Origin of the sequence: Vibrio sp. PID23_8 (genome assembly GCF_003584965.1) — a bacterium.
In the GTDB taxonomy this organism is placed as follows: domain Bacteria; phylum Pseudomonadota; class Gammaproteobacteria; order Enterobacterales; family Vibrionaceae; genus Vibrio.
In genome coordinates this window covers 1-25,824 of record NZ_LIXE01000022.1, presented here as the reverse complement: position 1 = coordinate 25,824, position 25,824 = coordinate 1, and the positions used below count along the sequence as shown (strand labels likewise).

Annotated in this window: 25 protein-coding genes, 14 tRNA genes, 2 rRNA genes and 2 pseudogenes; 12 read left to right on the top strand and 31 right to left on the bottom strand. The window is 46.2% G+C overall.

Features of this window, described 5'->3' with window-relative positions; translation table 11 throughout:
* From rrf (AK966_RS19340) to AK966_RS20245, 7 genes and pseudogenes are all read left to right on the top strand, one after another.
* Nucleotides 1–102: ribosomal RNA gene (rrf, locus tag AK966_RS19340) — 5S ribosomal RNA — on the top strand; the annotation flags it as partial.
* Between the two features lie 61 nt (nt 103–163).
* A tRNA-Thr gene (locus AK966_RS19335) sits at nt 164–239 on the top strand.
* A 58-nt stretch (nt 240–297) separates the two neighbouring features.
* Nucleotides 298–413, top strand: a 5S ribosomal RNA gene (gene rrf, locus AK966_RS19330).
* Nucleotides 414–443: 30 nt separating this feature from the next.
* Nucleotides 444–520: transfer RNA gene (locus tag AK966_RS19325), tRNA-Asp, on the top strand.
* Between the two features lie 445 nt (nt 521–965).
* A pseudogene (locus AK966_RS20255) lies at nt 966–1,676 on the top strand (aldehyde dehydrogenase family protein).
* Between the two features lie 100 nt (nt 1,677–1,776).
* A pseudogene (locus AK966_RS20250) lies at nt 1,777–1,998 on the top strand (aldehyde dehydrogenase family protein); the annotation flags it as partial.
* 16 nt (nt 1,999–2,014) lie between these two features.
* The gene (locus AK966_RS20245) at nt 2,015–2,164 is read left to right on the top strand and encodes a hypothetical protein (RefSeq protein ID WP_259343785.1); all 150 of its coding nucleotides are present in this window, start codon (nt 2,015–2,017) and stop codon (nt 2,162–2,164) included.
* A gap of 130 nt (nt 2,165–2,294) precedes the next feature.
* On the opposite strand, the gene AK966_RS19315 is transcribed toward AK966_RS20245, so the two are convergent.
* The 16 genes from AK966_RS19315 to mutY form a co-directional block, all read right to left on the bottom strand.
* A tRNA-Asn gene (locus tag AK966_RS19315) sits at nt 2,295–2,370 on the bottom strand.
* 14 nt (nt 2,371–2,384) lie between these two features.
* Nucleotides 2,385–2,460: transfer RNA gene (locus AK966_RS19310), tRNA-Thr, on the bottom strand.
* A gap of 39 nt (nt 2,461–2,499) precedes the next feature.
* Nucleotides 2,500–2,575: transfer RNA gene (locus AK966_RS19305), tRNA-Asn, on the bottom strand.
* A gap of 21 nt (nt 2,576–2,596) precedes the next feature.
* Nucleotides 2,597–2,672: transfer RNA gene (locus AK966_RS19300), tRNA-Thr, on the bottom strand.
* A 51-nt stretch (nt 2,673–2,723) separates the two neighbouring features.
* Nucleotides 2,724–2,799, bottom strand: a tRNA-Phe gene (locus AK966_RS19295).
* Nucleotides 2,800–3,052: 253 nt separating this feature from the next.
* Nucleotides 3,053–4,678 (bottom strand): methyl-accepting chemotaxis protein, encoded by a 1,626-nt coding sequence (locus AK966_RS19290; RefSeq protein WP_099081141.1) that lies wholly within the window; start codon nt 4,676–4,678, stop codon nt 3,053–3,055.
* Nucleotides 4,679–4,988: 310 nt separating this feature from the next.
* Nucleotides 4,989–5,064 (bottom strand) — tRNA-Asn (locus AK966_RS19285).
* Between the two features lie 40 nt (nt 5,065–5,104).
* Nucleotides 5,105–5,180: transfer RNA gene (locus tag AK966_RS19280), tRNA-Phe, on the bottom strand.
* 7 nt (nt 5,181–5,187) lie between these two features.
* A tRNA-Thr gene (locus tag AK966_RS19275) sits at nt 5,188–5,263 on the bottom strand.
* Nucleotides 5,264–5,337: 74 nt separating this feature from the next.
* Nucleotides 5,338–5,413: transfer RNA gene (locus tag AK966_RS19270), tRNA-Asn, on the bottom strand.
* A 54-nt stretch (nt 5,414–5,467) separates the two neighbouring features.
* Nucleotides 5,468–5,543: transfer RNA gene (locus tag AK966_RS19265), tRNA-Phe, on the bottom strand.
* Nucleotides 5,544–5,550: 7 nt separating this feature from the next.
* Nucleotides 5,551–5,626: transfer RNA gene (locus AK966_RS19260), tRNA-Thr, on the bottom strand.
* 53 nt (nt 5,627–5,679) lie between these two features.
* Nucleotides 5,680–5,755, bottom strand: a tRNA-Phe gene (locus tag AK966_RS19255).
* Nucleotides 5,756–5,856: 101 nt separating this feature from the next.
* Entirely contained in the window at nt 5,857–6,996 is a 1,140-nt protein-coding gene (gene mltC / locus AK966_RS19250; protein ID WP_099081140.1) for a membrane-bound lytic murein transglycosylase MltC, read from the bottom strand.
* 86 nt (nt 6,997–7,082) lie between these two features.
* On the bottom strand, nt 7,083–7,355 hold the full coding sequence (locus AK966_RS19245; protein ID WP_099081139.1) for an oxidative damage protection protein: 273 nt from the start codon (nt 7,353–7,355) through the stop codon (nt 7,083–7,085).
* 19 nt (nt 7,356–7,374) lie between these two features.
* Nucleotides 7,375–8,451 carry an A/G-specific adenine glycosylase gene (gene mutY / locus AK966_RS19240; protein ID WP_099081138.1) on the bottom strand — a complete coding sequence of 359 codons (1,077 nt, stop codon included), beginning with the start codon at nt 8,449–8,451 and terminating at the stop codon, nt 7,375–7,377.
* Between the two features lie 202 nt (nt 8,452–8,653).
* Between mutY and trmB the strand changes: the two genes are divergently transcribed.
* Complete coding sequence (gene trmB / locus AK966_RS19235; RefSeq protein WP_119464742.1) at nt 8,654–9,373, top strand: tRNA (guanosine(46)-N7)-methyltransferase TrmB; 720 nt, start codon at nt 8,654–8,656, stop codon at nt 9,371–9,373.
* Between the two features lie 208 nt (nt 9,374–9,581).
* Complete coding sequence (gene glsB, locus AK966_RS19230; RefSeq protein WP_119464741.1) at nt 9,582–10,502, top strand: glutaminase B; 921 nt, start codon at nt 9,582–9,584, stop codon at nt 10,500–10,502.
* Nucleotides 10,503–10,565: 63 nt separating this feature from the next.
* Here the strand turns inward: glsB and hemW are convergent, their stop codons facing one another.
* From hemW to AK966_RS19195, 7 genes are all read right to left on the bottom strand, one after another.
* Nucleotides 10,566–11,747, bottom strand: coding sequence for a radical SAM family heme chaperone HemW (hemW, locus tag AK966_RS19225; protein WP_119464740.1), 1,182 nt, complete (start codon nt 11,745–11,747; stop codon nt 10,566–10,568).
* Nucleotides 11,748–11,765: 18 nt separating this feature from the next.
* Nucleotides 11,766–12,368, bottom strand: coding sequence for an XTP/dITP diphosphatase (locus AK966_RS19220; RefSeq protein ID WP_099081134.1), 603 nt, complete (start codon nt 12,366–12,368; stop codon nt 11,766–11,768).
* Nucleotides 12,369–12,484: 116 nt separating this feature from the next.
* Nucleotides 12,485–12,916, bottom strand: a complete 432-nt coding sequence (locus AK966_RS19215) for a DUF4426 domain-containing protein (protein WP_119464743.1) — start codon at nt 12,914–12,916, stop codon at nt 12,485–12,487.
* Between the two features lie 62 nt (nt 12,917–12,978).
* Complete coding sequence (gene yggU / locus AK966_RS19210) at nt 12,979–13,269, bottom strand: DUF167 family protein YggU (protein WP_099081133.1); 291 nt, start codon at nt 13,267–13,269, stop codon at nt 12,979–12,981.
* Nucleotides 13,269–13,826, bottom strand: a complete 558-nt coding sequence (locus tag AK966_RS19205) for a YggT family protein (RefSeq protein ID WP_099081132.1) — start codon at nt 13,824–13,826, stop codon at nt 13,269–13,271. The genes yggU and AK966_RS19205 overlap by 1 nt, the downstream gene beginning before the upstream one ends.
* Nucleotides 13,827–13,879: 53 nt before the next feature.
* Nucleotides 13,880–14,698: a pyrroline-5-carboxylate reductase gene (gene proC, locus AK966_RS19200; protein WP_099081131.1), complete on the bottom strand. Its 819-nt coding sequence runs from the start codon at nt 14,696–14,698 to the stop codon at nt 13,880–13,882.
* A gap of 129 nt (nt 14,699–14,827) precedes the next feature.
* Nucleotides 14,828–15,541, bottom strand: coding sequence for a YggS family pyridoxal phosphate-dependent enzyme (locus AK966_RS19195; protein WP_119464739.1), 714 nt, complete (start codon nt 15,539–15,541; stop codon nt 14,828–14,830).
* 28 nt (nt 15,542–15,569) lie between these two features.
* Between AK966_RS19195 and AK966_RS19190 the strand changes: the two genes are divergently transcribed.
* The gene (locus AK966_RS19190; protein ID WP_099081129.1) at nt 15,570–16,610 is read left to right on the top strand and encodes a type IV pilus twitching motility protein PilT; all 1,041 of its coding nucleotides are present in this window, start codon (nt 15,570–15,572) and stop codon (nt 16,608–16,610) included.
* 30 nt (nt 16,611–16,640) lie between these two features.
* Nucleotides 16,641–17,747, top strand: a complete 1,107-nt coding sequence (locus AK966_RS19185; RefSeq protein ID WP_119464738.1) for a PilT/PilU family type 4a pilus ATPase — start codon at nt 16,641–16,643, stop codon at nt 17,745–17,747.
* Nucleotides 17,748–17,811: 64 nt separating this feature from the next.
* On the opposite strand, the gene ruvX is transcribed toward AK966_RS19185, so the two are convergent.
* The 8 genes from ruvX to metK form a co-directional block, all read right to left on the bottom strand.
* A complete protein-coding gene (gene ruvX / locus AK966_RS19180; RefSeq protein WP_119464737.1) occupies nt 17,812–18,237 on the bottom strand; it encodes a Holliday junction resolvase RuvX in 426 nt (141 codons plus the stop codon).
* A gap of 41 nt (nt 18,238–18,278) precedes the next feature.
* Nucleotides 18,279–18,842, bottom strand: coding sequence for a YqgE/AlgH family protein (locus AK966_RS19175; protein ID WP_099081126.1), 564 nt, complete (start codon nt 18,840–18,842; stop codon nt 18,279–18,281).
* A gap of 115 nt (nt 18,843–18,957) precedes the next feature.
* Nucleotides 18,958–19,908 (bottom strand): glutathione synthase, encoded by a 951-nt coding sequence (gshB, locus tag AK966_RS19170; RefSeq protein ID WP_099081125.1) that lies wholly within the window; start codon nt 19,906–19,908, stop codon nt 18,958–18,960.
* A 14-nt stretch (nt 19,909–19,922) separates the two neighbouring features.
* Nucleotides 19,923–20,654 (bottom strand): 16S rRNA (uracil(1498)-N(3))-methyltransferase, encoded by a 732-nt coding sequence (rsmE, locus tag AK966_RS19165; protein WP_119464736.1) that lies wholly within the window; start codon nt 20,652–20,654, stop codon nt 19,923–19,925.
* 129 nt (nt 20,655–20,783) lie between these two features.
* A complete protein-coding gene (gene endA / locus AK966_RS19160) occupies nt 20,784–21,479 on the bottom strand; it encodes a deoxyribonuclease I (RefSeq protein WP_099081123.1) in 696 nt (231 codons plus the stop codon).
* Between the two features lie 156 nt (nt 21,480–21,635).
* Entirely contained in the window at nt 21,636–22,133 is a 498-nt protein-coding gene (locus AK966_RS19155) for a SprT family zinc-dependent metalloprotease (RefSeq protein ID WP_099081122.1), read from the bottom strand.
* 67 nt (nt 22,134–22,200) lie between these two features.
* Nucleotides 22,201–22,998, bottom strand: coding sequence for a DUF2189 domain-containing protein (locus tag AK966_RS19150; RefSeq protein ID WP_119464735.1), 798 nt, complete (start codon nt 22,996–22,998; stop codon nt 22,201–22,203).
* A 284-nt stretch (nt 22,999–23,282) separates the two neighbouring features.
* A complete protein-coding gene (gene metK, locus AK966_RS19145; RefSeq protein ID WP_099081120.1) occupies nt 23,283–24,437 on the bottom strand; it encodes a methionine adenosyltransferase in 1,155 nt (384 codons plus the stop codon).
* A gap of 367 nt (nt 24,438–24,804) precedes the next feature.
* Here metK and AK966_RS19140 point away from each other — a divergent pair.
* Nucleotides 24,805–25,824 (top strand): thiamine pyrophosphate-dependent enzyme (locus AK966_RS19140; protein ID WP_259343784.1); only part of this gene is annotated, 1,020 nt, incomplete at its 3' end.

Here is a 25,824-nt window from a genome sequence, read left to right as displayed (position 1 = left end):
ATTTTGGACCCACCTGATTTCCATGCCGAACTCAGAAGTGAAACGAAATAGCGCCGATGGTAGTGTGGGGCTTCCCCATGTGAGAGTAGGACATCGCCAGGCTTTTAATTTAAAAATCCAGTTTCAACAACGGGATTTTTAGTCCTTAGGACGAAAGCAATATGCTGATATGGCTCAGTCGGTAGAGCGCATCCTTGGTAAGGATGAGGTCCCCAGTTCGATTCTGGGTATCAGCACCATTTGCCGATTTGCTTTGTATTCTTGAAAAGAATATAAAGCAAAACGAACAAAATTTTACTTGGCGACCATAGCATTTTGGACCCACCTGATCCCATGCCGAACTCAGAAGTGAAACGAAATAGCGCCGATGGTAGTGTGGGGCTTCCCCATGTGAGAGTAGGACATCGCCAGGTTCTTATTAGACTTAATTGTCTGACCAATGCGGAGCGGTAGTTCAGTTGGTTAGAATACCGGCCTGTCACGCCGGGGGTCGCGGGTTCGAGTCCCGTCCGCTCCGCCACTTATTCAGATAAAGCCCTAGCAGAAATGCTAGGGCTTTTTCGTATATAAAGGAATTTGGTCTGCGATCAACGAGTCCCGCTTGTCTGCAAGCCCAGCCGCTCCATCACTTATTCAGACAAAACCCTAAACTGCGCGTCCCGGAAGAAATGTTAGGGCTTTTTACATCTGTGCTTCTTGCTCTAATCGATTGTTCTTTTGCAATTCTTTAATCACTTACTCACGGACGGTATTACTTCTGTGCATTCATCTGCTTTTTATAAGCAAATGATGAGTCTATATCTCTGACATTCACGATGAGAAAACGATGTTTGCTTTACTCTTATTTACCTGTGGGACTACCCTAATAAGAATTCCCATAGGAGCGCAGTCTAATATTGCAGAAATTACAGAGTGAAGCGCTAAAAGTATTGTTTGAAAACCTGTCTTACAACGGTGGCTTTGCGGTGATAAATCCTGCGACAGAGCAGGATCTAATACGTTTAAAGACAAGCGCCTTAGAAGATATAGACGCTCAGCTTGTAGCGTGTAAGCATGCTCAAGTTGAATGGGCTAAACTAAGTGCTAAATCTCGCTCAGCATTTCTTAAAAAGTGGTTCCAATTACTTGTAGAGCACACTGAGGGTATCATCCTTGAGCAAAGGAAATCTCTAGTGGAGAGCCGAGGAGAAGCCGCATATGGAGCATCTCTTGTTGAATGGTTCGCAGACGTAGCTAAACGTGCTTATGGTGAGGTTATCCCATGCTCCCATGAAAGACGACTCTCCACTATTAAATAGCCTGTAGGCGTGTGTGCGGCGATTAAACCGTGGAATTTCCCTATTGCAATGCTCACCAGAAAAGCGGCTCCTGCATTGGTTGCGGGTTGTGGCATGGTTATCAAGCCTTCAGAGTTAACATCATTGACCGGCTCTAGCTGTGGTTGAGTTCGCCCATCAAGCTGGTAACCCTAAAGCACCTTATCTATGGTCGTTCCTGAACAAGCTGCGGAGTTTGGTTTCGTGCTCAGTACAGATTCTAGGATCAAGAAAATTTCATTTACAGGTTTGACTCGTGTCGGCAAGATTTTGATGAGGCAGGCAAGCGATACAGTAAAAGCGGTCTCAATGGAGTTCGGTGGGAATGCACATTTATTGTTTTTGAAGATGCCGACTTAGATGCGGCAGCTAATGGGCTGATTGCTTCTAAGTTTCGCAATGCTGGCCAGGCGTCGCTTAGAGGCTGTGAACGTTCAAGCGCTACAAGAGGGAGGCTAAACTGCTTAATTGGCCTAAGAAGCGTTCTGGGCGCTTTGTAGAGCCAGTTGTCTTAGATCATGCAGAACAAAGTATTGCTATTGTCCAACAAGAGCGGTTTGGCCCAGTATTGCCTATTGTTACTTTTGAATATGATGAACAAGTACTCATGATGGCTAATGACACAGAGTATGGTTTAGCTTGTTATTTCTATACAGACAGCATGCAACGTATTGTCACGTTTAACGAAGGTTTGGAGTATGGAATGGTTGGTGTCAATGAAGGGCTTATTTCAACAGAAGTCGCACCTTTGGCGCACCAAAGAATCCGGCGTCGGTCGTGAAGGGGCTAAGCAGGAAATAGGTGAATACTTAGAGACAAAATATGTTTGTCTTGGTGGTTTAAGCTGACGACTTGCTTATCTGAATTGGGATAAAACGAGAAAGCGAGGTTTTGAGCCTGGCTTTTTGAATTAGAATAAAATAATCAGTTGATTCTAAATGCAAAAAAGCCGCATCAATGATGCGGCTTCTTTTTATTTGGCTCCTCCTGCTGGGCTCGAACCAGCGACCTGCGGATTAACAGTCCGTCGCTCTACCAACTGAGCTAAGGAGGAACAAATTTTATTAGTGGTGCCGACTACCGGAATCGAACTGGTGACCTACTGATTACAAGTCAGTTGCTCTACCTACTGAGCTAAGTCGGCACATTTTCGTTAATAAGTAATCGACTTATTAACTGAAAGTGGCTCCTCCTGCTGGGCTCGAACCAGCGACCTGCGGATTAACAGTCCGTCGCTCTACCAACTGAGCTAAGGAGGAATTGTCTTGAAAAAGAATAAATGGTGCCGACTACCGGAATCGAACTGGTGACCTACTGATTACAAGTCAGTTGCTCTACCTACTGAGCTAAGTCGGCACACTGTATTCTATTTTGTCGTTCGTACTAAGCACCAACAACTAGAAATTGTGGTGCCCGGAGGCGGAATCGAACCACCGACACGAGGATTTTCAATCCTCTGCTCTACCGACTGAGCTATCCGGGCGACGAGGTGTATTAAAAGGTTTTTCGCCTTTGAGGTCAACAACAAAATGCAAAAAAAATATCGTTTGCTGTTTTTGTGTTCGTAATGGCTTGTTTTCGAACATTTCAGCTTGATAGTAACGGTTTCATGGGCGTTAACAGTTATTGTAAATCCAGTCTTTTACACGAATGTGCGTAAAAAAAGTAAAGCACGCCTATAAAAAGCGTGCTTTAAAACGGGTGTTCTAATGAAAACAAACGGCATTAGTGGTCTTTTAACGACGGATTGTAAATTTATTTACCCAACTGCCGAGCTGATCGGCTAAACGAGATAACCCAAGCGTGCTAGTTTGGCTCTGTGCAACCACATCATTTAACTGTGTACTACTTTCTTCAATTAGGTTAATACGGTGAGCAATGTCGTTACTCACATCTGTTTGTTCACCCGATGCACTGGCAATTTGTTGACTCATTAAGCTGATCGACTCAAGGGCATGCACGATTTGCTCAAGCGCTTGAGAGGCTGTGCGAGATTCCTCAACCGTGCTTTGACTGGTGGCGGCACACAGCTCCATCGTTTGGATGGCATTGCGTGAGCCTGTTTGCAAATTAATGATCATTTCTTGGATTTCTTTCGTGCTGGCTTGAGTGCGGCCCGCCAGATTGCGAACTTCATCAGCCACTACGGCAAATCCACGTCCTTGTTCACCCGCTCTGGCCGCCTCAATGGCTGCATTGAGTGCTAACAAATTGGTCTGTTCTGCAATATCACCAATCACATCCAGGACTTTAACAATAGCATTGACGTCTTTATCTAAGGCGGACACCACTTGGCTTGCGGTCGTTAATTGAGCGGCTAAACCTTCAATGTTGTCTACCGTGCTGTTGATCAATTGCTGTGTTTGTTGACTTTGCTGATCGGCTTGCTCTGTGTTGTGCGCGGTTTCATTGGCTGAGTCGGCAACATTGCTGGCCGATGAGGCCATTTCCGTCATGGCGGTGGCGATCATCGCTGTTGATTGCTGTTGAGAGGCGGTGAGATCAACGATGGTTTCTGTTCGTGTTTCAACCGCTTGCAGTTCCTCTCGCAAGGCATGCATTGATGTTTCCATTTTTTCAATCAATTCGGCGAGTGAAAAGTTCATATCTTGAACCGCTTCGTAGATGCTGCCTCTCACGGGCATTTTGGCAAAGTCGGTCTTAATATTGCCATGCACCACATCTTGAATGGCATTTCGTACTTCTTGTGGCTCACCACCAAGTAGGGCAAGCATGCGTCGAATAGCAATGATAAGGATGGTAAAGATCCCCGCGGCAATCAGAATACATAGAGCAAGTTGCCATTGAGCCGTTAACCAGAAGCGTTGATCCACCTCATTGGAGTTGATCCCCGTACCGACAACCCAGCCCCACGTTGGGGTTTTTTGTGCGATCGAAACAATATCGACGATATCCCCATCAGGTCCTTTTGATGTCCAGTGATATTCGGCAATACCATTTGGATTTTTTGCCGTCGCATTTAAGAGGATTTGCGCCACACTTTGACCGCTACCATCTTTGAAATCATGAAAGCTCGTGCCATGCAATTGAGGGTCTAATGGCGCGGCGACAAAATCCATATTTTCGTCAGCCACATAAACGTATTCGTTGTCTTTGTATATGTTATTTTGCATCAATTGCATTGCGAATGACTTGGCATCTTCAGTGGACAACTTGCCTTCATTTGCCATTTTTTCAACGGTGGTTAACATGCTATAAGCACTGCGAAAATGCTCAGTAATTCGAGCTTTGTTATCCAGATCACTGGCGTATCTTAGTGTCCATAGCCCAGATAAGGTGAGAGCAATAAGGGCGATTAATATGATGGCCGATAATAGGTACGCTTGTTTTTCTAATTTCATAGATCACTCGCAAGACTAAATAGAGTCTGATGGGTTAAAATTGCACATGCAAAAAATAACTTATAATAATGTAAATAAAGCTTACATCTACAATTGAGTTTTGATTCTTTGATAATGCTTAAGTTTTTACAAAGAATGGGCAATCAGTTGGTGAGTAAATGAATAGTAAGAATGAAATTTTCTTCTAAATTATGATTCATGATTAATGATTAATGAATTGAAGCGTAAGGGAGAAAAGATAAGTCGGTGAGGTTTGAGTCAATTTGACATATAAAAAAAAAGCCAAGTCCGAAGACTTGGCTTTCTAAAGTGGCTCCTCCTGCTGGGCTCGAACCAGCGACCTGCGGATTAACAGTCCGTCGCTCTACCAACTGAGCTAAGGAGGAACTATTCTGTTTGTGTCTTGCTAAACAAGCGCACCAAAAATGGTGCCTCGAGGCGGAATCGAACCACCGACACGAGGATTTTCAATCCTCTGCTCTACCGACTGAGCTATCGAGGCAAAAGAATGGTGCCGACTACCGGAATCGAACTGGTGACCTACTGATTACAAGTCAGTTGCTCTACCTACTGAGCTAAGTCGGCACACTTTTATTCTTTTTCTTAGAAGAGAATACTCTTCATTGTATAGAATCTCACTAATATGAAATTCTAGTAAGTGGCTCCTCCTGCTGGGCTCGAACCAGCGACCTGCGGATTAACAGTCCGTCGCTCTACCAACTGAGCTAAGGAGGAACTATTCTGTTTGTGTCTTGCCAATCAATATCAATTGTGCAAGCGCACCAAAAATGGTGCCTCGAGGCGGAATCGAACCACCGACACGAGGATTTTCAATCCTCTGCTCTACCGACTGAGCTATCGAGGCAAAAGAATGGTGCCGACTACCGGAATCGAACTGGTGACCTACTGATTACAAGTCAGTTGCTCTACCTACTGAGCTAAGTCGGCACACTAATATTCTTTGCTAACTGTTCGTGCTATGCACCAACAATTCTAAATTGTGGTGCCCGGAGGCGGAATCGAACCACCGACACGAGGATTTTCAATCCTCTGCTCTACCGACTGAGCTATCCGGGCTAACGGAGCGCTATTAAACGGATTTTCCTGCTTTCCGTCAACTACTTTTTTCAAATAATTTCAAAAAAGCGTTTGTTTGAGTGCTTTTTATTCGCTTGTTGCTACAAGGTTTGTTCAGAGTTGAATTCCCTTTTGAAGTTTGTAACTTTTTCTAGGTATCGGCGAGCTTCTGCATTTGGGTGCTTTTTGGTGAGGGCCCAATAAACTTGGTTTGGCTGTAAAGAATTTAAATCTTGCATGGCTCGTTTTCTGTCTGAACGATTAAATGTGCTCAAAACGCCCCCTGTGCCACCGTTGTAAGCCGAGATCATGCTGTATTCCAACGATGAAGGATGGCGAACATCTTTCAAGTAGCGGTTTTTGAGAATGTAGAAATAGGCGGTGCCGGCATCAATGTTGTTTTCTGGATTGAACAAGTACTCAGGACTTGGTTGTCCTGGTTTGTTTTTCACCAACTTAAATACATCACGACCCGCTGTTTTTGGTACGACCTGCATCAATCCATACGCATTTGCCCAACTTACCGCATACGGGTTAAAGCTACTTTCGGTCTTGATGATGGCGTAAATCAGATCTTCAGGAATATCGTATTTCTTCGATGCACGACGCACGATGTCTGCATATTGGTAACTACGTTGCGAGAAGTGATCTTCTACCATAGGGATTTCAACGTAGTAGGCTTTCTTGAAATCGACATCTTTGGTTTTGACTTGGTTAGCAATCAAGTAATCGGCAAAGCGATTGGCGCGCCATGACCATTGAATGGGCTTCTTATCTTGGTCTACCACCTGTTTATACAGAAATGGTTGGCCCTCTAATATGATCTCTTTAGAAGAGAATAAGTCGACATTGCCAGGATCATCTGGAGTGAGTAGGGTGGTGATGATGGCGTTCTTTAGGTGTTGTTGTGGTTCTGTTGGTGAAACGGTTTCAATGGTGATGACACCTTTTTGGAAGTCAACCTCAGCTCGACTCAAATAGTTATCGATGTACTTAACGTAATTGCTTTTGCCAGCGAATTTAACTTCACGTTGGCCCCAGCGTTTTTGGATGTTACCAGAGAAACTGTTTATCAGAGCATCCAGAGCGGCGGTGTCTTTTTCGAATTGTCCGGGCAACTCAGCTAAGTTAGTGGCAAAGCGGTTGGTTGGCTCATAGTCGATGTGGTACATCTGCTCTACAAATTCACGACTGCAACCTGTTAACAAAAGTGCGCTGACAATAAAGGTGATTTTTTTCATAAGTGACGACGTGGCATTTGGGACGCTAATATAAAAATGACACCATAAAATTCTTTATGATGTCATTGTTTTAGAACAAGTTTGTCTTATTCGCTTGGTGGGGTGTAGCCTTCGATATGAACCTCTTTTCCTTCGAATAGGAAGTTCACCATCTCCGTTTCGATCAGTTTACGATGGTCAGGATCCATCATGTTGAGTTTCTTTTCATTGATCAACATGGTTTGTTTATGTTGCCACTGAGCCCAGGCTTCTTTCGAAATGTTATCGAAAATGCGTTTACCTAGTTCACCTGGGTAAAGTTGAAAGTCTAGACCTTCGCCTTCTTTTTTTAATCGAGCACAAAAAACAGTGCGGCTCATAATGATTCCTTGTATTGAATTAACGCAGTTCATGGGGTAGCGCTTCTAGTAGTAGCTTCACTGGCGCAGCTAACCCGACTTCTTCAGGTTTAGATAAGTTATACCAAAGACCTTTGTTACCTTCCATCATCACATTCGGTTGCTTTGACAGGTCAATCAAAATCGGTGTGATATCGAGGTGGTAATGACTGAATGTGTGGCGGAACGTAATCAGTGTCTCTTGATGTTTAATATCGCTAGCTTGAATGCCGCGCTGTTCAAGTAGCAAATCAATGTCGCTCTCTACATCCACATGTTCAGTTTGTGGAAAGCAAAACAACCCGCCCCAAATTCCGGTTTGTGGTCTCTGCTCTAGCCAAACTTCGTGATCATTCTCATTGCCGTGGTGAAGCATCACAAAGCGGGTTTGTTTTATGGGTTTGTCTTTCTTCGGCTTCTTACCCGGATAGTCGAGCACATTGCCTTGTTTTTTCGCCACACAGAAGTCGTTGACCGGGCACAAGGTGCACTTGGGCTTGCTACGCGTGCATACCATCGCACCCATGTCCATCATGGCCTGGTTGTACTTATCGACCTGCGTATTTGGGGTGTGTGTTTCGGCAATCTCCCACAGTTGGGTTTCGACTTTCTTTTGTCCAGGCCAACCGTCAACCGCAAAACAGCGAGAAAGAGTGCGCTTGACGTTACCATCTAGAATCGCATGAGGCAGATTGTAGACAGACGACAACACAGCTGCCGCTGTAGAGCGACCTATCCCCGGTAGGGCATTCATCTGTTCGATATCGAGAGGAAACTCTCCCTTATATTTATGGGCGACCTCTTTGGCGGCTTTATGAAGGTTTCGTGCTCGGGCGTAATAACCTAACCCCGTCCAAAGGTGCAGTACTTCATCTTGCTCGGCGTTAGCGAGGTCGACTACCGTCGGAAAGCGCGCTAAGAAACGTTGGTAATAAGGAATTACCGTGGTGACCTGGGTTTGCTGAAGCATGATTTCAGACAACCAGACACTGTAAGTGGTCTTGTTTTGTTGCCATGGAAGATCTTTGCGTCCATAGGCGTCATACCATTCTAAGATGGCGCTGGCGAAAGGTGTCACGACTTACTCTGTATTCTATTATTGGATAGGAGCAAAATTGCACCACGAATACGATGTAAGTACAACAGGTAAACTATGGGGATATAGGCTTTCGTTGGGTTGCTTTTGAATAGCCACCGTCTGATGGCTCAACAAATACTTGCACCTAAGTGAATTCTTTGGATAATCCCCGCTTTGATTAATCAATGTGCAGGCAAAATCAATGAGTGAAGTAACCACAAACGAATACAACGAAGACGGCAAGTTGATCCGTAAAATACGCAGTTTCGTACGTCGTGAAGGCCGTTTAACTAAGGGCCAAGAAAACGCGATGAATGAGTGCTGGCCAACAATGGGTATCGATTACAAAGCTGAGCTTCTTGATTGGAAAGAAGTATTTGGCAACGATAACCCAGTAGTGCTTGAAATCGGTTTTGGTATGGGTGCTTCATTGGTTGAAATGGCAAAGAACGCGCCAGAGAAAAACTTCATTGGTATTGAAGTGCACAGCCCTGGTGTTGGCGCTTGTCTTGCGGATGCGCGTGAAGCGGGCATCCGCAATCTACGCGTAATGTGTCATGATGCGGTTGAAGTGTTCGAGCACATGATCCCAGACGCTAGCCTAGCGACGCTGCAATTGTTTTTCCCTGACCCATGGCACAAAAAGCGTCACCACAAACGCCGTATCGTACAGCTTGAGTTCGCTGAAATGGTTCGTCAGAAGCTTATTCCTAACGAGGGGATCTTCCACATGGCGACCGACTGGGAAAACTACGCTGAGCACATGATTGAAATTATGAACCAAGCACCAGGTTTTGCGAACATCGCAGAAGATGGTGACTTTGTTCCTCGTCCTGAAGAGCGTCCTCTGACTAAATTCGAAGCTCGTGGTCACCGTTTGGGTCACGGGGTGTGGGACATCAAGTTCAAGCGTACTGCTTAACGTTGAATAAATTGATGTTCTGTTATGCGATATGGCTGAGCTCTAAGTTGTCTTAAGCAAATAGCGGCTTCCTCCACCAATCGCATTATCAATGTGGTATTGAAACCATAATCGAATCGAACGAATTCAATGGAAAGGCCAACCTCTGCGTTGGCTTTTTTTATCTCAGAACTTAGGTAGTTTTGGGTTTGTGACAAGAAGGTAGATAATGAAACCTACAGCGCAGATTTTGACAGATATTTTGGCGGAAGTTCGCCCTTTGATTGGCCAAGGAAAAGTTGCAGATTACATTCCGGCTTTAGCAAAAGTGTCGAATACGAAATTGGGTATTGCGGTTTACACCAATGAAGGTGAGGTGATCAATGCGGGTGATGCCGAAGAGCCATTTTCGATTCAGTCGATCTCGAAAGCGCTGAGTCTTACTCTTGCGATGTGTCTGTATAAACAAGAAGAGATCTGGTCTCGTGTTGGTAAGGAGCCCTCTGGTCAAGCATTTAACTCGATGATTCAGCTTGAAATGGAGCAAGGTATTCCTCGTAATCCGTTCATCAATGCGGGGGCGATTGTGGTGGCTGATCTTCTGCAAAGTCGCTTATCAGCGCCGCGTCAGCGTTTATTAGACTTTGCTCGTCAACTGTCTGGGGATACGCATATTGTTTATGATAAAGTCGTCGCTGCGTCAGAGATGATGCATGGTGATCGTAATGCTGCGATAGCCTATTTGATGCGCTCGTTTGGCAACTTCGAAAACGACGTCATACCCGTACTACAAAATTACTTCCATGCTTGTGCATTGAAGATGAGCTGTGTTGACTTGGCGAAAACCTTTAGTTATCTCGCTAACAAAGGTACCTCAGTACAAACGGGTAAGCCTGTGGTCTCACCGATGCAAACCAAGCAACTTAATGCGTTGTTAGCAACTTGCGGCCTGTACGATGGTGCTGGTGAGTTCGCTTATCGTGTCGGGATGCCGGGTAAGTCGGGCGTGGGTGGTGGCATTATTGCCGTCGTACCAGGTGAGATGACGATAGCGGTCTGGTCACCGGAACTGGATGCTTCTGGCAATTCGTTGGCTGGTACCAAAGCTCTTGAACTCCTTTCTGAGCGTATTGGCCGTTCGATATTCTAACGTCAAGTACACAAAAAATGCCTCTCGATTGAGAGGCATTTTTTTATTCGAACCTCGAGATGTTTACGACTCTTCGTCTTCTTCTGCCATGAAGGCTTCTAACAAATCATTGAGGAAGAGTTTTCCTTTTTCAGTGATCTGCCAGTGGGTATCGCTTTCACTGAGGTAACCCATCTCAAGCGCCCAATTGATAGTGTCTTGAATCGTGCTGAGTGGTAAACCTGTCGTACTCACATAATCTTGTTTTGGGCACGCTTCCATTAAGCGAAAACGGTTCATAAAGAACTCGAATGGGCGGTCTTCGTTTACGACCAGTTGCTCGCTATCGAGGTACGGCTTGACCATATTCTGATACGCCATTAAGTAGCCACGAGGGTGTTTGACCTTGGTGGTACGAACGATGCGACCATCAGCAAAGCTCAGCTTACCGTGTGAGCCACAACCAATGCCAAGGTAATCACCAAAGCGCCAGTAGTTCAGGTTGTGCTGACATTGATAGCCCGGCTTGCTGTAACCAGAAATCTCGTATTGAACGTAACCTGCCGCTGCGAGTTTCTTATGTCCTTGCTCGAAGATATCCCACAAGTCATCGTCATCTGGCAGAGTCGGTGGCTTGTAGTAGAACATGGTGTTTGGTTCGATGGTCAGCTGATACCAAGACAAGTGAGGTGGCGCTAACTCAATCGCTTTGTCCAAATCTGCTAAGGCTTGTTCGATGCTTTGATCCGGTAAGCCGTGCATGAGATCGAGGTTAAAGCTGTTCAAACCGATGTGGTGCGCCAACTTAGCGGCATTGACGGCTTCGTCTTGACCGTGAATACGTCCCAAACGCTCAAGCTTTTGTTGCTCAAAACTTTGCACACCGATAGATATACGCGTTACGCCAGCCTTGCGGTAGCCAGCAAAACGCTCTGCTTCGATGGTGCCAGGGTTGGCTTCCATAGTAATTTCGATTTCAGGCTTGAATGGAATACGCGCTTCAATGCCCTTTAATAGGCGCTCGATGCCTTCTGCCGAAATCAAACTAGGCGTACCACCGCCAATGAAGATTGAATGCAGTGGGCGTGGCGCTTCATTTAGGCGGTATTTCTCAATGTCGGTATCCAAGTCTTCAAGAAGGGCATTGATGTACTCGTCTTCTGGAATCTCGGCTTTAAGCGCGTGAGAGTTAAAGTCGCAATACGGGCATTTTTGTACACACCATGGGATGTGAACATACAAGCTAAGGTCAGGAGGTGTTAACATGGGCGCACTCACTCGATATTATTGCGAAACTTGTTCAGACAGTTGAGCGAAAAGAGATTTCAGCGCCTTACCACGGTGAGACAGCTGCTTTTTACGTGTCGGCTCTAGCTCGGCAGAGGCGCAGTTGTCTTCTGGCACGAAGAAGATAGGGTCGTAGCCAAAGCCATTTTCGCCTTGTGCTTCTGTCAGGATACGACCTTCCCACTTACCGTGACAGACGATAGGCGTTGGATCGTTCTCATGACGCATCAACACTAATACGCAGTGGAAACGAGCGGTGCGTTCTGCTTCTGGCACACCTTCCATCGCATTTAGTAGCTTTTCTAGGTTCTCTTGGTCAGACGCGTTTTCACCAGCGTAACGAGCAGAGTAAATGCCTGGTGCCCCTTTCAAGAAATCAACTTCTAGACCAGAGTCGTCAGCAATCGCAGGTAGACCCGTTTCCTGTGCAGCATGACGCGCTTTGATGATTGCGTTTTCAATGAAAGTCGTACCAGTTTCTGCTACTTCAGATACGTTGAACTCACTTTGCGCCAATACTTCAAAACCGAAGTCAGACAGCAGATCTGCCATCTCACGAACTTTGCCTTGGTTGCCTGTTGCTAGCACTATCTTTTTCATGGTCGTCTCTTTCTGTAGCGATAAAGGGAGAACGCGATGTTCTCCCTGGTCAATACGTTATAAGTGTCAAAAAGCATTTAGATCATGACAACCTAAATAACCTGAGTTCAGGTTAACTACTCTTCGACATAAAACTTCTGGGTGAATTTAAGCTTACCTGAGCCTTTGTTACCAGCTTTAACATCAATATCGAAGGTAAAAGTTTCTTCGTTGGTGATTGGCAGTTCAGCTAGGTAGTAAATAGCGTCGCCTTCTTTGAATTCACGGAAGGTGAGCTTTTGAATTTGGCCAATTAAGTTTCTTGCTTGACCACTAATTTTGGCCTGAACGGCGGGCTTACCCAGTGAAGCTCTGTCTAACACGCTGATGTTCACTACGGCATTATAGCCATTGCGTTTAATGTCGTAGCTGCGGGCAATTTTGGGGGTTAAGAACGTCGAGTTAAACGTAATATAGTGTACTTCGATGTCTTTCATGGTTTTGAACTGACCTGCCATTGTTGGTAAAGCTAATAGGCTGATCAGTAGGGCGGTAATCCATTTGCTCATTTTTACATCCTCAAATCGATCTTTATTATTAAGTTTGGCACGGAAACGTAAACAAAAAGCCATCATAAGATGGCTTTAATTTCAGTCGGTATTTGTTGTGGGGATTCTATCCGAATTTGTTTGTGTCGTCCTAGTTCACCTTTTTCTATGTGAACCAATCCCTTAGCAACTTTAAATTGTTTGGCTAAAAACTTGGTTAGGTGCGCATTGGCTTTGCCATCGACAGGTGGTGCAGTGATGGCAATTTTTAGCTCTTCACCATGCAAGCCGACGATTTTGTCACGGCTTGCTTTGGGTTGAATATAGAGCTTGAGGATAACGTCATCGCCGTCATGCCAAACTGCGTCAGACATTACAGTTGGTACCAGATTGGACCAACAATGTCGCCCATTAGGAAATTCGCGAATTGCAGACCGATGAACAGAACCAGTACGCTTAAGTCAAAGCCACCCATTGCAGGGATAATGCGACGGATTGGAGCAAGCATTGGCTCGGTCAGTTGATGGAACACGTATTCAATTGGGCTGCGACCTTGGCTTACCCAACTTAGAATCGCTCGAATCAATAGCACCCAGAATAGCAAACCACCCGCGGCTTTAATTAAAGACAGCAAGCCTAGAAATAGGAAGTCTGCGCTGAAAGAGACCGAACCATTTGAGGCGATAAGGATCAGTGCGACAAACTTAAGCACACACAATACGTAAGCAAACAGCACTGTCGCTAAGTCGATGCCACCCAATGATGGGATGATGCGACGTAGTGGACCGACTACAGGCTGTGTTGCTTTAACGATGAATTGCGAGAACGGGTTGTAGAAATCTGCTCGTGCAGCTTGCAACCAAATACGCAAAATTACGACCATGATGTATAGGTCAAATAGGGTTGAGATGAGAAAACTCATTGAATTCATAAGGTACCCTTAAAAGTAATGAACGACACGCCCTTGCTGTGCCGAGCAGATAATTAAAACAGTTTTTCCATTTCTTCAGCGCGCGCAACCGCAGCTTGCATTGCTTTCGCTACAATATCAGAGAGTTGATGATCATTGAACGTGCGTAGCGCTTCTGCCGTGGTGCCACCTTTCGAGGTCACGTTTTCACGCAGGGTAGAAAGTTCAGTTTGAGGATTTTCTACTACCATGCGTGCCGCGCCAAGCGCCGATTGTTGGATGAGCATACGTGCAGTATCGTTATCAAAACCTTGAGCAATGGCCTCTGCTTGCATCGCCTCCATAAATAGAAAGAAGTACGCTGGCGCACTACCTGCAGCTGCAATCACATTGTTGATGCCTGATTCTTGCTCAACCCAGCATACTTTACCGACCGCTTGCATCAGATCCGCTGCGAATGCCTTGTCTTGCTCTGAAACGAGTTCAGGAGCGTAAAGACCGCTCATGCCCAAACCTAGTTGAGAAGGTGTGTTTGGCATCACGCGAACCAAGTTCAGCTTAGTTGCCAGCATGTCATCCAAACGTGAGCAGTTGATGCCAGCTGCGATAGAGATAACCAGTTTATTGCTAAAGTCGACAGATTGCAGTGGCTTACACACTTCCTCCATCATTTGTGGCTTCACAGACAATACGACAACATCTGCCTCCGTCGCGGCTGCGATGTTATCGCTGGTGGTACGGATACCAAAGTCTTGCTCAAGCCGTAATCGACGCGTATCAGACGGAGCGGTCGCGATAATGTGTTGTGCTGGGTAGCCGTTAGCTACAAGTCCAGAAACAATCGCTCTCACCATATTCCCTGCGCCGATAAAGGCAATGTTTTTGTGTTCCATTTATCTGATTCCCAAGTATAAATTATTGCGGTTTGTTGCTCTCTCAGGTGATAGTTCTATGAATCGCCCTTGCTGATGAAATGTTCGGCGGTAAGATTCCAAATCGCGATTAGCCCAAGCATTGAGTGATTATTCGTTTTTGTTGGAATAGTCCCGCCCGCCAAAAATAGCAGTACCGATACGCACCATGGTGCTACCTGCTTCGATGGCGGCGTTCATGTCACCACTCATCCCCATCGAAAGCGTGTCGACATCTGGGTATTGCAAGGCTAACTTTTGCTTCAACTGCGCAAGTTGTGTAAATGCACGAAGCTGTGACGCGTAGTCTGGCACGTTAGCCGGAATTGACATCAATCCTCTTAACGTGAGGTTGGGCAGGCGAGAAATCAACTCAGCCAGTTCGAATATTTCTGCATCAGTAACGCCGGACTTTGACTCTTCACCACTGGTGTTGACTTGAATCAGAACTTGCAATGGATTTAATGCACTAGGGCGTTGATCGTTAAGGCGCTGAGCGATTTTTGCGCGGTCAATGGTGTGAACCCAATCGAAGTGTTCGGCGACAAGTCGGGATTTATTGGACTGAATTGGACCAATGAAGTGCCATTCGATTTGATAATCTGGACAATGCTCGGCAAAGTGCTGAACTTTACTGACGCCTTCTTGGACGTAGTTTTCACCAAACGCCACTTGGCCTGATTGGTAGGCTTCGAGAATGGCCTCGACAGGTTTGGTTTTGCTAACTGCTAAAAGTTGCACTGACTCTGGAGAACGGCCACATTTTTGTTCGTTGTGTCGAATTTGGTAGGTGATATGTTCAATGTTTTGTTGAATACTACTCATAGCTGTACTTTAGACTTAAGGATTTTAAATGGATATCACTGAGTTACTGGATTTTAGTGTAAAACATAATGCTTCGGATCTACACCTTTCTGCAGGTGTACCACCAATGGTCCGTATTGATGGCGATGTGAGAAAGCTCGGCATTCCGGCATTTACACACCAAGAAGTGCACCGTCTGGTTTTTGAAATCATGAACGATGCACAGCGCAGTGAATTCGAAGAAAAACTCGAAGTCGATTTCTCATTTGAGTTGCACAACGTTGGCCGGTTCCGTGTCAACGCGTTCAACCAATCTCGCGGTTGTGCGGCGGTGTTTCGTACCATTCCGAGTAGCATTCCAACATTGGATGATCTCGAAGCGCCAGAAATTTTCCGAAAGATTGCCAACGCGGAAAAAGGTCTGGTACTCGTTACGGGCCCAACCGGTTCGGGTAAATCGACCACCTTAGCTGCCATTGTTGACTACATTAACCGTAATCACAACAAGCATATCCTCACAATTGAAGATCCTATTGAATTTGTTCATAACAACAATAAATGTTTGATCAACCAACGTGAAGTTCACCGTGATACTCACAGCTTCCAAAATGCGTTGCGTAGCGCGCTACGTGAAGACCCAGATGTGATCCTAGTTGGTGAGATGCGGGATAAAGAAACCATCAGCCTCGCGCTTACCGCAGCCGAAACGGGTCACTTAGTGTTTGGTACCTTGCACACCAGTTCTGCGGCAAAAACCATCGACCGTATTATTGATGTATTTCCTGGTAGTGATAAAGACATGGTACGTTCGATGTTGTCTGAATCTTTGCGCTCGGTCATCGCACAGAAACTGCTTAAACGCACGGCTAGTGGACGTATTGCTTGCCATGAAATCATGATGGCTACGCCAGCGATTCGTAACTTGATCCGTGAAGATAAAGTCGCGCAGATGTACTCGATTATTCAGACTGGCGCTGCACATGGCATGCAAACTATGGAGCAAAACGCACGCCAGTTGATGGCTCAAGGTATGGTTTCTCGTGAAGAGGTCGAGAAAAAGGTTGGCATAGAAGCGCAGCAATTCTCGTAACGATCATTTAGGTAATAGTGAATACGGAATATGGATCTGAATAAATTTCTTGAAGGCATGCTGACGCTCAAAGCGTCGGATCTTTATATCACTGTTGGAGCGCCGATTCTGTTTCGTGTGGATGGGGAATTGCGCCCGCAGGGCGAAAAGTTGACAGAGCATGATGTCGCGCACTTACTTGATAGTGCGATGGATCCTGAGCGACGCCAGGAGTTTCGTAAAAGCCGGGAATCCAACTTTGCGATTGTCAGAGATTGTGGTCGATTCCGTGTGAGCGCTTTCTTCCAGCGCGAGTTACCAGGAGCGGTGATTCGTCGTATTGAAACCAATATACCGACCTTTGAGCAATTAAAGTTGCCGTTGGTGCTACAAGATTTGGCGATTGCAAAACGTGGCTTAGTGCTGGTGGTGGGGGCAACGGGGTCGGGTAAGTCGACCACGATGGCAGCGATGACGGGCTATCGCAACAACAATAAAACTGGCCATATTCTGACGGTGGAAGATCCGATTGAATTTGTGCATGAACACAAGCGTTGTATTGTGACGCAGCGTGAAGTTGGGTTAGATACGGATAGTTATGAAATCGCGTTAAAGAATTCGTTACGCCAAGCGCCAGATATGATTTTGATTGGTGAGATCCGCAGTCGAGAAACCATGGAATACGCCATGACCTTTGCGGAAACCGGCCACCTATGCATGGCCACACTGCATGCCAACAACGCCAATCAAGCGCTTGAGCGCATTTTGCATTTAGTTCCGAGTGAGCAAAAAGAGCAGTTCCTGTTTGACTTGTCGATGAACTTGAAAGGTGTGATTGCTCAGCAGTTGATCCGTGATAAGAATGGCCAAGGCCGTCACGGCGTGTTTGAGATCCTTTTAAATAGTCCACGCGTGTCAGATTTGATCCGTCGCGGTGATTTGCATGAACTCAAAACGACGATGGCACGCTCAAATGAATTTGGCATGCTGACTTTCGACCAGTCGCTCTACAAGTTGGTGATGCAAGGTAAGATCAGTGAAGAAGATGCGTTGCATAGTGCTGATTCTGCCAATGATCTGCGTTTGATGCTCAAAACCCAGCGTGGCGATGCCTTCTCTACTGGCAGCTTAGCGAACGTTAAAATCGATATGGATTGATGAGTTTCAGACCATAAAAAAAGGTTGGCATCTGCCAACCTTTTTTATTTTGCTTCAATCAATGTTACGCATTCCAAAGGTTTTCGAACCAGCTCTCTAGAATCACGACAGCCGATTGACAGTCGATATTGCCTTTCGATAGCGCTTTGTAACCGCCCATGCTGAACAGATCTGCACGAGCTTCAGCGGTAGATAATCGCTCATCGTGGAGTTCAACAGGTAAGCCATAACGGCCTTGAAGGCGATTCGCAAACTTTTTCGCGCGTGGCGTAATGGTTTCCAAATCCCTACCATGTAAGTCTGTTGGTAGGCCAACAACGAGTAAGTCTGGCTGCCACTCTTTTATTTGTTTCTCAATGTCATCCCAGTTAGGAATGCCATCATTGGCTTTGAATGCTTTCAGTGGAGAAGCTGTGCCGGTGATTTCTTGGCCGATGGCACTACCAATACTTTTGGTACCGAAGTCAAAGGCCATTATTGTGCGTGACATAAAGTGTCCCGAATCTAAATGTGATGAAAGTAGTCTGTTTATTACGCATGACCAGCATCAGCAGAGAGCTGGCTAGGATCAATGCCAAGTTTCTCTACGGCTTTTTTCCAGCGATCAGTGATTGGCGTATCGAAAATGATTTCTGGCGTCGCTTCGATGGTCAACCATGAGTTTTCAGCTAGCTCTGTTTCTAACTGCCCCGCACTCCAGCCAGAATAACCAAGCGCGACGAGGTAATCGCTTGGTTCAGCCTCGGTACCCAGTACCGACAAGATATCGCGAGATGTCGTAACGGCAAGCTCATCTGTCATTTGAATGCTAGATTCATAGTAGTCTTTCGGCTTGTGTAGGATAAAGCCACGATCTTCTGATACGGGACCACCATTATAAACCGGCCTATCTAAACTTGCTTCAAACAAGCGTGGGTGTACTGGCTGCACTTCGACTTGCTTAAGCATGTTACCCACCGTGATATCAACGGGGGCATTGATCATTAACCCCATAGCGCCTTCTGCGTTGTGTTCACAGACGTAGATAACGCTATTCTGGAAGTAGGGATCTTTCATTCCCGGCATGGCAACTAAGAAATGGTTGGTGAGGTTCATCTCATATCGACCTTTAAGGCAAGCTTGATCGCTTAAGCAAGCCTCAGTCATATTTGTCGGCGTTTGCTTAAGCGAATAACGGTTAGGCTCTCTAATAACTGTACTACAGTTTGAGTTATTCGCCTTTTATGCGACGTTCGATGGCGTCCATGAGTTTACCGGTAATGGATATATCAAAGGCCGCTTCAATTTCACGAATGCAAGTTGGGCTGGTCACGTTGATCTCGGTTAGTTTGTCACCAATCACATCCAGACCGACAAAGATAAGGCCTTTTTCTTTCAGCGTAGGGCCAACAGCTTGCGCTATTTTCAGGTCTGTGTCGCTTAGCGGACGAGCTTCACCGGTTCCGCCAGCAGCGAGGTTACCGCGCGTTTCGCCTTTTGCTGGAATGCGAGCTAAACAGTAAGGCATCGGCTCTCCGTCAACCACGAGGATACGCTTATCACCATTGCTGATGTCTGGCACGAAAGTTTGCGCCATCGCGTAGTATTGGCCATGGTTGGTTAGGGTTTCGATGATCACCGATACATTGGGATCGTTCTCTTTCACGCGGAAGATAGAAGCGCCCCCCATACCATCAAGTGGTTTTAGGATCACGTCGCCGTGCTGTTCACGGAAGGCTTTAATTCTCTCCGCTTTACGTGTCACGATAGTGGTCGGAGTCAACTCTGGGAACCAAGCGGTATAAAGTTTTTCGTTGCAGTCGCGTAGGCTCTGAGGTTTGTTGACGATTAAGGTGCCTTGCTCTTCAGCACGCTCAAGAATGTAAGTGGCGTAGATGAATTCCGTGTCGAACGGAGGATCTTTACGCATCAGAACGGCGTCTAGCTCAGACAGTTCGATGCTTTGCTCTGACTTGAACTCGTACCAACCGTTTGGGTCTTCTTTTAGTGTCACAATTTTCGTATCAGCAATAGCGACACCTTGGTCAAGGTGAAGGTCGCCCATTTCCATGTAATGGATTTCGTAGCCGCGGCGTTGTGCTTCCAGCATCATGGCAAAGCTCGAGTCTTTCTTGATATTAATGGACGAAATTGGATCCATTACAATGCCGAGTTTGATCATTATTTTTCTCCGTTTTAACCAAGATCGCCGAAACGAACTTGTAAGGCTGTAATTGCTGTTAGAGCCGCTGTTTCGGTACGCAAAACACGTGGGCCAAGCAGCGTCTCTTCAAATTGGTATTCGCGTGTCATATCGATCTCTTCAGAAGACAGGCCGCCTTCAGGGCCGATCAATAGGCGCACGTTCTCAACTGGCGTCGGTAAGGTATTAATTGAGTATTTTGCACGAGGGTGAAGATTAAGCTTTAAGCCGTCATACTCTTCCTGACACCACTGCTCTAAACTCATGATTGGGCGGATTTCTGGCACGATGTTGCGACCACACTGCTCACAAGCGCTGATGGCGATCTTTTGCCACTGGGCGAGTTTCTTTTCAAAGCGCTTTTGGTCCAGTTTCACACCACAGCGTTCAGAGATGAGGGGAGTAATGGTGTTTACGCCTAGCTCTACCGATTTTTGAATTGTGAACTCCATTTTATCACCACGAGAAATAACCTGACCGAGGTGTAGGTCTAGAGGTGATTCAAGGCTGTTTTCTACACGTTCAGTTAGGTTAACCATTACGTTCTTTTTGCTAACTTCACTGATAAGTGCAGGGAATTCTGCGCCACTGCCGTCAAATAGCAAGACCTCTTGACCTTCTTTCATGCGAAGTACACGGCCGATATGGTTTGCTGCGTCTTCGCTTAAAGCAAGTGAGCCAAGTTGTGGAATGGTTTCTGGATGAAAAATTCGAGGGATACGCATGAGAATTCCAGCAAGAGACAAAAGTTAGCTCTTAACATGGGTGCTTTCCAGCTAAAAAACAAGGGGCAAGAGCCGTGTAAATGATAACGCCTCTTGCTGCTGGGAGGAATGACTGCTTACATGAACAAGTTACAGTGCGCGGCAAGCTTCCTGAACAAATGGATTGTGGTTACCTTGAATTTTGGCGATACGCTTGTCACGCTCACACTCCCATTTGTCTGCAGGGTATGTTTTGTTCCACGCCATCATCAAGTTGGTTTGTTGTTTAGACAGCTTAAAGCCGTACTCCTCACTCATGTACAGATACGTACGGGCGATCGAGCCGCGCGCGCGTTCAGGCGGCATCACTTTGCGCTGCTTGAAGTTCACTTGCATTTCACAGCGACCGTAGCTTACGCCATCCAATCCATTCCACTGGCTGAAGTTATAGTTAGAACGGTCTCCGTTCACTTCGCCGATGGCTGGCGTCAGATTATGCAGATCCGCTTCCATAGAACGGAAGGTCTTATCGTTGCGTGAACAGTTTTTGCGTCCACCTATTTGCCAGCACTGACGTTGGTGACCAAATTGCCAAGCTGGAACCACATGCTCCCACTCGATGCGAGAGGCGCGTTTTTCTTGCTTGCGAACTTGGTAGCCACAGGATGCTAAGTCAGGTACGCCTTTTTTGCCTTGCCATTTAATGTCACAACCACAGTAAAAGCTGCTTGGGTGATCTTGGTAGATTTTTACCGCTTCCCGCTTGGCGGCAGAAAATGAGTTTGGCGGAGCCGCAATCGTAGCGCTAGACACAAGGATAAGTAGAAAAGAGAACAGGTATTTCATGATTAAAGTCTTTAAAAAGTGTGACTTTATCCATTCTAACACGCACAAATGGGCTTTAGTGATGAGTAAGTTGACAATAAGGGGGGGGGGGTAAAAGAAAAGCGTTAAGAGAAACGCTCTATATTATTGGTATAGAAAAGTGGAGAGTAGGCAGACTTAAGAGAGCTGAACACCGGTGAAATCAAGTGCTTTACGACACTTTTGACAAGAGTATACGGCTTCTTTGCGTAAAACCTTATTATGGCGACGAATAGACAGAGGATAGGTCATGCAACCACAGCGATACTCGAAGGTTTTTCCTTGTACAGAGGCTACATCGAAGCTATGAGTGGTCTTGGCTGGCACTTTGAATACGGCTTCCATAACGCCTTGCCATTCTTTACCGTGTGGGCGAACGCGACCGTATACTTGATAGGTAATTAAGTGCGCCACTTCGTGTGGGATCACTTCTTTGATAAAAGCTTGAGGGTTTTCCTTGAAGAGTTTTGGATTCAAACGGACTTCATTCAGTTTCAGGTACGCTTTGCCAGCGGCTTTCCCACGTACATTGAAAGTCAGAGAAGGAATTGGAAAAGAACGTTTGAAGGCTTGTTCTGCCATCGCGATGCAATCTGCCATCACTTGTTTGGCTTTGTAGCTCAGTTCTCTATCCACAACTCACCCCCGTTTACCCAATAAAAAGCCCCCGCGTTTGCGAGGGCTGGATCATAGCATTAGTTTTCTAGGGCGTGTGCTTTTTCTTAATGATGGCATGATACGCATGCCAAGTTCCGTAGCCAAGGATTGGCATAGTAAACAGCATACCGATGCCGTAGGTGGCAAAGCCGATTAAGATGCCGCCGCAGATAATCGCCGCCCATACAATCATTGCAGGAATGTTGGATTTTACCGCGTTAAAGCTTGTGAATACGGCGGTCATCATGTCGATGCGACGTTCCATCATCAGTGGAATTGAGAAAGCTGATATGCTGAAAACGATACAAGCCAAGACAAAACCAACCAGTGAACCGATGACTAAGAATGGTAGAAACTCCGTCAGTGGTGCACCTTGTACTGATGGATAGAGCGCATGAAGAAGCGCAGCAATACGCATCCAAAAAATCATACATACAGCGAGCAACACGGCGAACGCCCACTGAGATGTCGAGTTACGGCTAATGGCCTTCATAGAGTGGAGCAAGCTAGGTTTGTGCCCTCGCTCTCTTTCCCAACTTGCATCGTATAAGCCGAGTGCAAGGAATGGACCTATTAGCATGTAAACAATAAGACTTGGCATCACGACTAAGTGAGTGCCTTGCCATTGAACCAGCAGCACAATACCAATTGCTGCCGCCATAAAACAGATGCCGTAGAAGGCACTGATGATTGGCATGCGAACGAAGTCATGCAGACCTAGCGCGAGCCAGTGAAATGGCGCGGATAGGTTAACGGTATTGCATGGAATGGTTCTGGCGTATTCGTTATCTGGTACTTCCTTTCGTTTACCTTGGAAGTCAGATGGATTTACGGTACGAGGCATAGCTCCTCCTTGATTTATTCCCACGGCGGCACCTAGGCCATAAACGATGTTTGGCTGACGTTTTTCATGACTCTTTTAGCCACGCGAGCCCGCATCATAGTTCTTTATGCTATATACATCGAAAAGTGCATTTAACATTATGTTAACTATTGGCAGATATGGGGCAATTTACAAATAATTGCTGAATTTTTGTTCGGCAAAAGAAACAAGGAAAGAAATAAGTAGGCAGAAACAAAAAGCCCCCGCCAAAAGGCGAGGGCTCTATCGATTCTAATGTAGCTCGATTACTTGATGCCAGCGAAATCGCGTAGAAGTTCAGCTTTATCAGTCGCTTCCCATGGGAACTCTTCACGACCGAAGTGACCGTATGCTGCTGTCTTCTTATAGATTGGTTGAAGAAGGTTAAGCATTTCTTGGAGACCATATGGACGTAGGTCGAAGAACTGACGAACCGCTTCAATGATGATGTCGTGAGACACTTTCTCAGTACCGAAGGTTTCAACCATGATCGACGTTGGATCCGCAACACCGATTGCGTAAGAAAGTTGGATTTCACAACGGTCTGCCATACCAGCCGCTACGATGTTTTTCGCTACATAACGTGCTGCGTAGGCTGCAGAGCGGTCTACTTTCGATGGATCTTTACCAGAGAATGCTCCTCCACCGTGACGAGCTGCGCCGCCGTAGGTATCTACGATGATTTTACGACCAGTTAGACCACAGTCACCCATCGGGCCACCGATAACAAAACGGCCAGTCGGGTTGATGAAGAACTTCGTCTCCTTGTTGAGCCATTCTGCAGGTAACACTGGTTTAATGATGGTTTCCATCACTGCTTCACGTAGGTCTGGTGTTGAAATAGTGTCACAATGCTGAGTTGAAAGTACAACGGCATCAATACCTACGATTTTACCTTGATCGTATTGGAACGTTACCTGAGATTTTGCGTCTGGACGTAACCAAGGTAGTGTGCCGTTCTTACGCACTTCCGCTTGCTTTTGAACAAGACGGTGAGAGTAAGTGATAGGAGCAGGCATTAGAATTTCAGTTTCGTTTGTCGCGTAACCGAACATGATGCCTTGGTCGCCCGCACCTTGCTCTTTAGGATCAGCTTTATCAACACCTTGATTGATGTCTGGAGATTGCTTACCAATGGTGTTTAAAACAGCACAAGAGTTCGCATCGAAGCCCATGTCTGAATGTACGTAGCCGATTTCACGAACGGTTTCACGAGTGAGTTCTTCGATATCAACCCATGCGGAAGTGGTCACTTCACCACCAACCATCACCATGCCGGTTTTTACGTAGGTTTCACAAGCAACACGTGCTTTTGGGTCTTGCTCAAGAATTGCATCAAGAACTGCGTCAGAGATTTGGTCTGCGATTTTATCTGGATGACCTTCTGATACCGACTCAGAAGTGAACAGGTGCTTAGCCATGATAGCTCCAATCTTAAGGTTTACTCATGGCTAACTAACGCAAGCTTGCCACGAAAAATACAATACAGTTTGTAGGTGTTTCTACATCTAGACGTCTATTTTAAATTCCCGTGTTCGAATTACAAGCTCTTTTTCTGATCGAATTCATCAAACTTGCCACCCAATCGTTTGCTTTATACATGGTGGATTTTGGGAGAATGCATGTAGTCAGCGAAAAGATTGACCTAAAACCTCAAAAATGGCGAGTAAAACGTTTGCAGTCGGTTTTTGGCTCTGAGAGAATATTGCCCGCACCTTTATACCCAAGTTACTTGAGTATAGTGCCCATATTCCTTTATTAATTCGCTTAATGCACTCAGGAGCAGACATGTCTTCTCGTAAACATCTGGCTAATGCAATCCGCGCTCTAAGCATGGATGGCGTTCAACAAGCAAACTCTGGCCACCCAGGCGCCCCTATGGGTATGGCTGATATCGCTGAAGTTCTTTGGCGTTCTCACCTAAACCACAACCCTGCTAACCCAGAGTGGGCTGACCGTGACCGTTTCGTACTGTCTAACGGCCACGGCTCTATGCTGATTTACTCTCTACTGCACCTGAGCGGTTACGAGCTGTCTATCGATGATCTTAAGAACTTCCGTCAGCTTCACTCTAAGACTCCTGGTCACCCAGAGTACGGCTACGCACCAGGTATCGAGACCACGACTGGTCCTCTAGGTCAAGGCATCACTAACGCGGTTGGTATGGCTATGGCTGAGAAAGCGTTAGCCGCTCAGTTCAACAAAGAAGGCCACGATATCGTTGACCACTTCACTTACGTGTTCATGGGCGACGGCTGTCTAATGGAAGGTATCTCTCACGAGGCATGTTCTCTTGCAGGTACACTAGGTCTGGGCAAACTGATCGCATTCTGGGATGACAACGGTATCTCTATCGATGGTCACGTTGAAGGTTGGTTCTCTGACGACACGCCTAAGCGTTTTGAAGCGTACGGCTGGCACGTAATCCCAGCAGTTGACGGTCACGATTCTGAAGCAATCAATGCTGCAATTGAAGCGGCAAAAGCAGACCCTCGTCCTACGCTGATCTGTACTAAAACCATCATCGGTTTTGGTTCTCCAAACAAATCAGGTTCTCACGACTGTCACGGCGCGCCATTAGGTGCTGAAGAAATTGCTGCAGCGCGTGAATTCCTAGGTTGGGAACACCCAGCATTTGAAATCCCAGCTGACGTATACGCACAGTGGGATGCAAAATCGGCAGGTTCTGAGAAAGAAGCAGTTTGGAACGAGAAATTTGCAGCTTATGAAGCAGCGTACCCTGAGCTGGCAGCTGAATTCAAACGCCGCGTAAACGGTGACCTACCTGCACAGTGGGAGGAGAAAGCA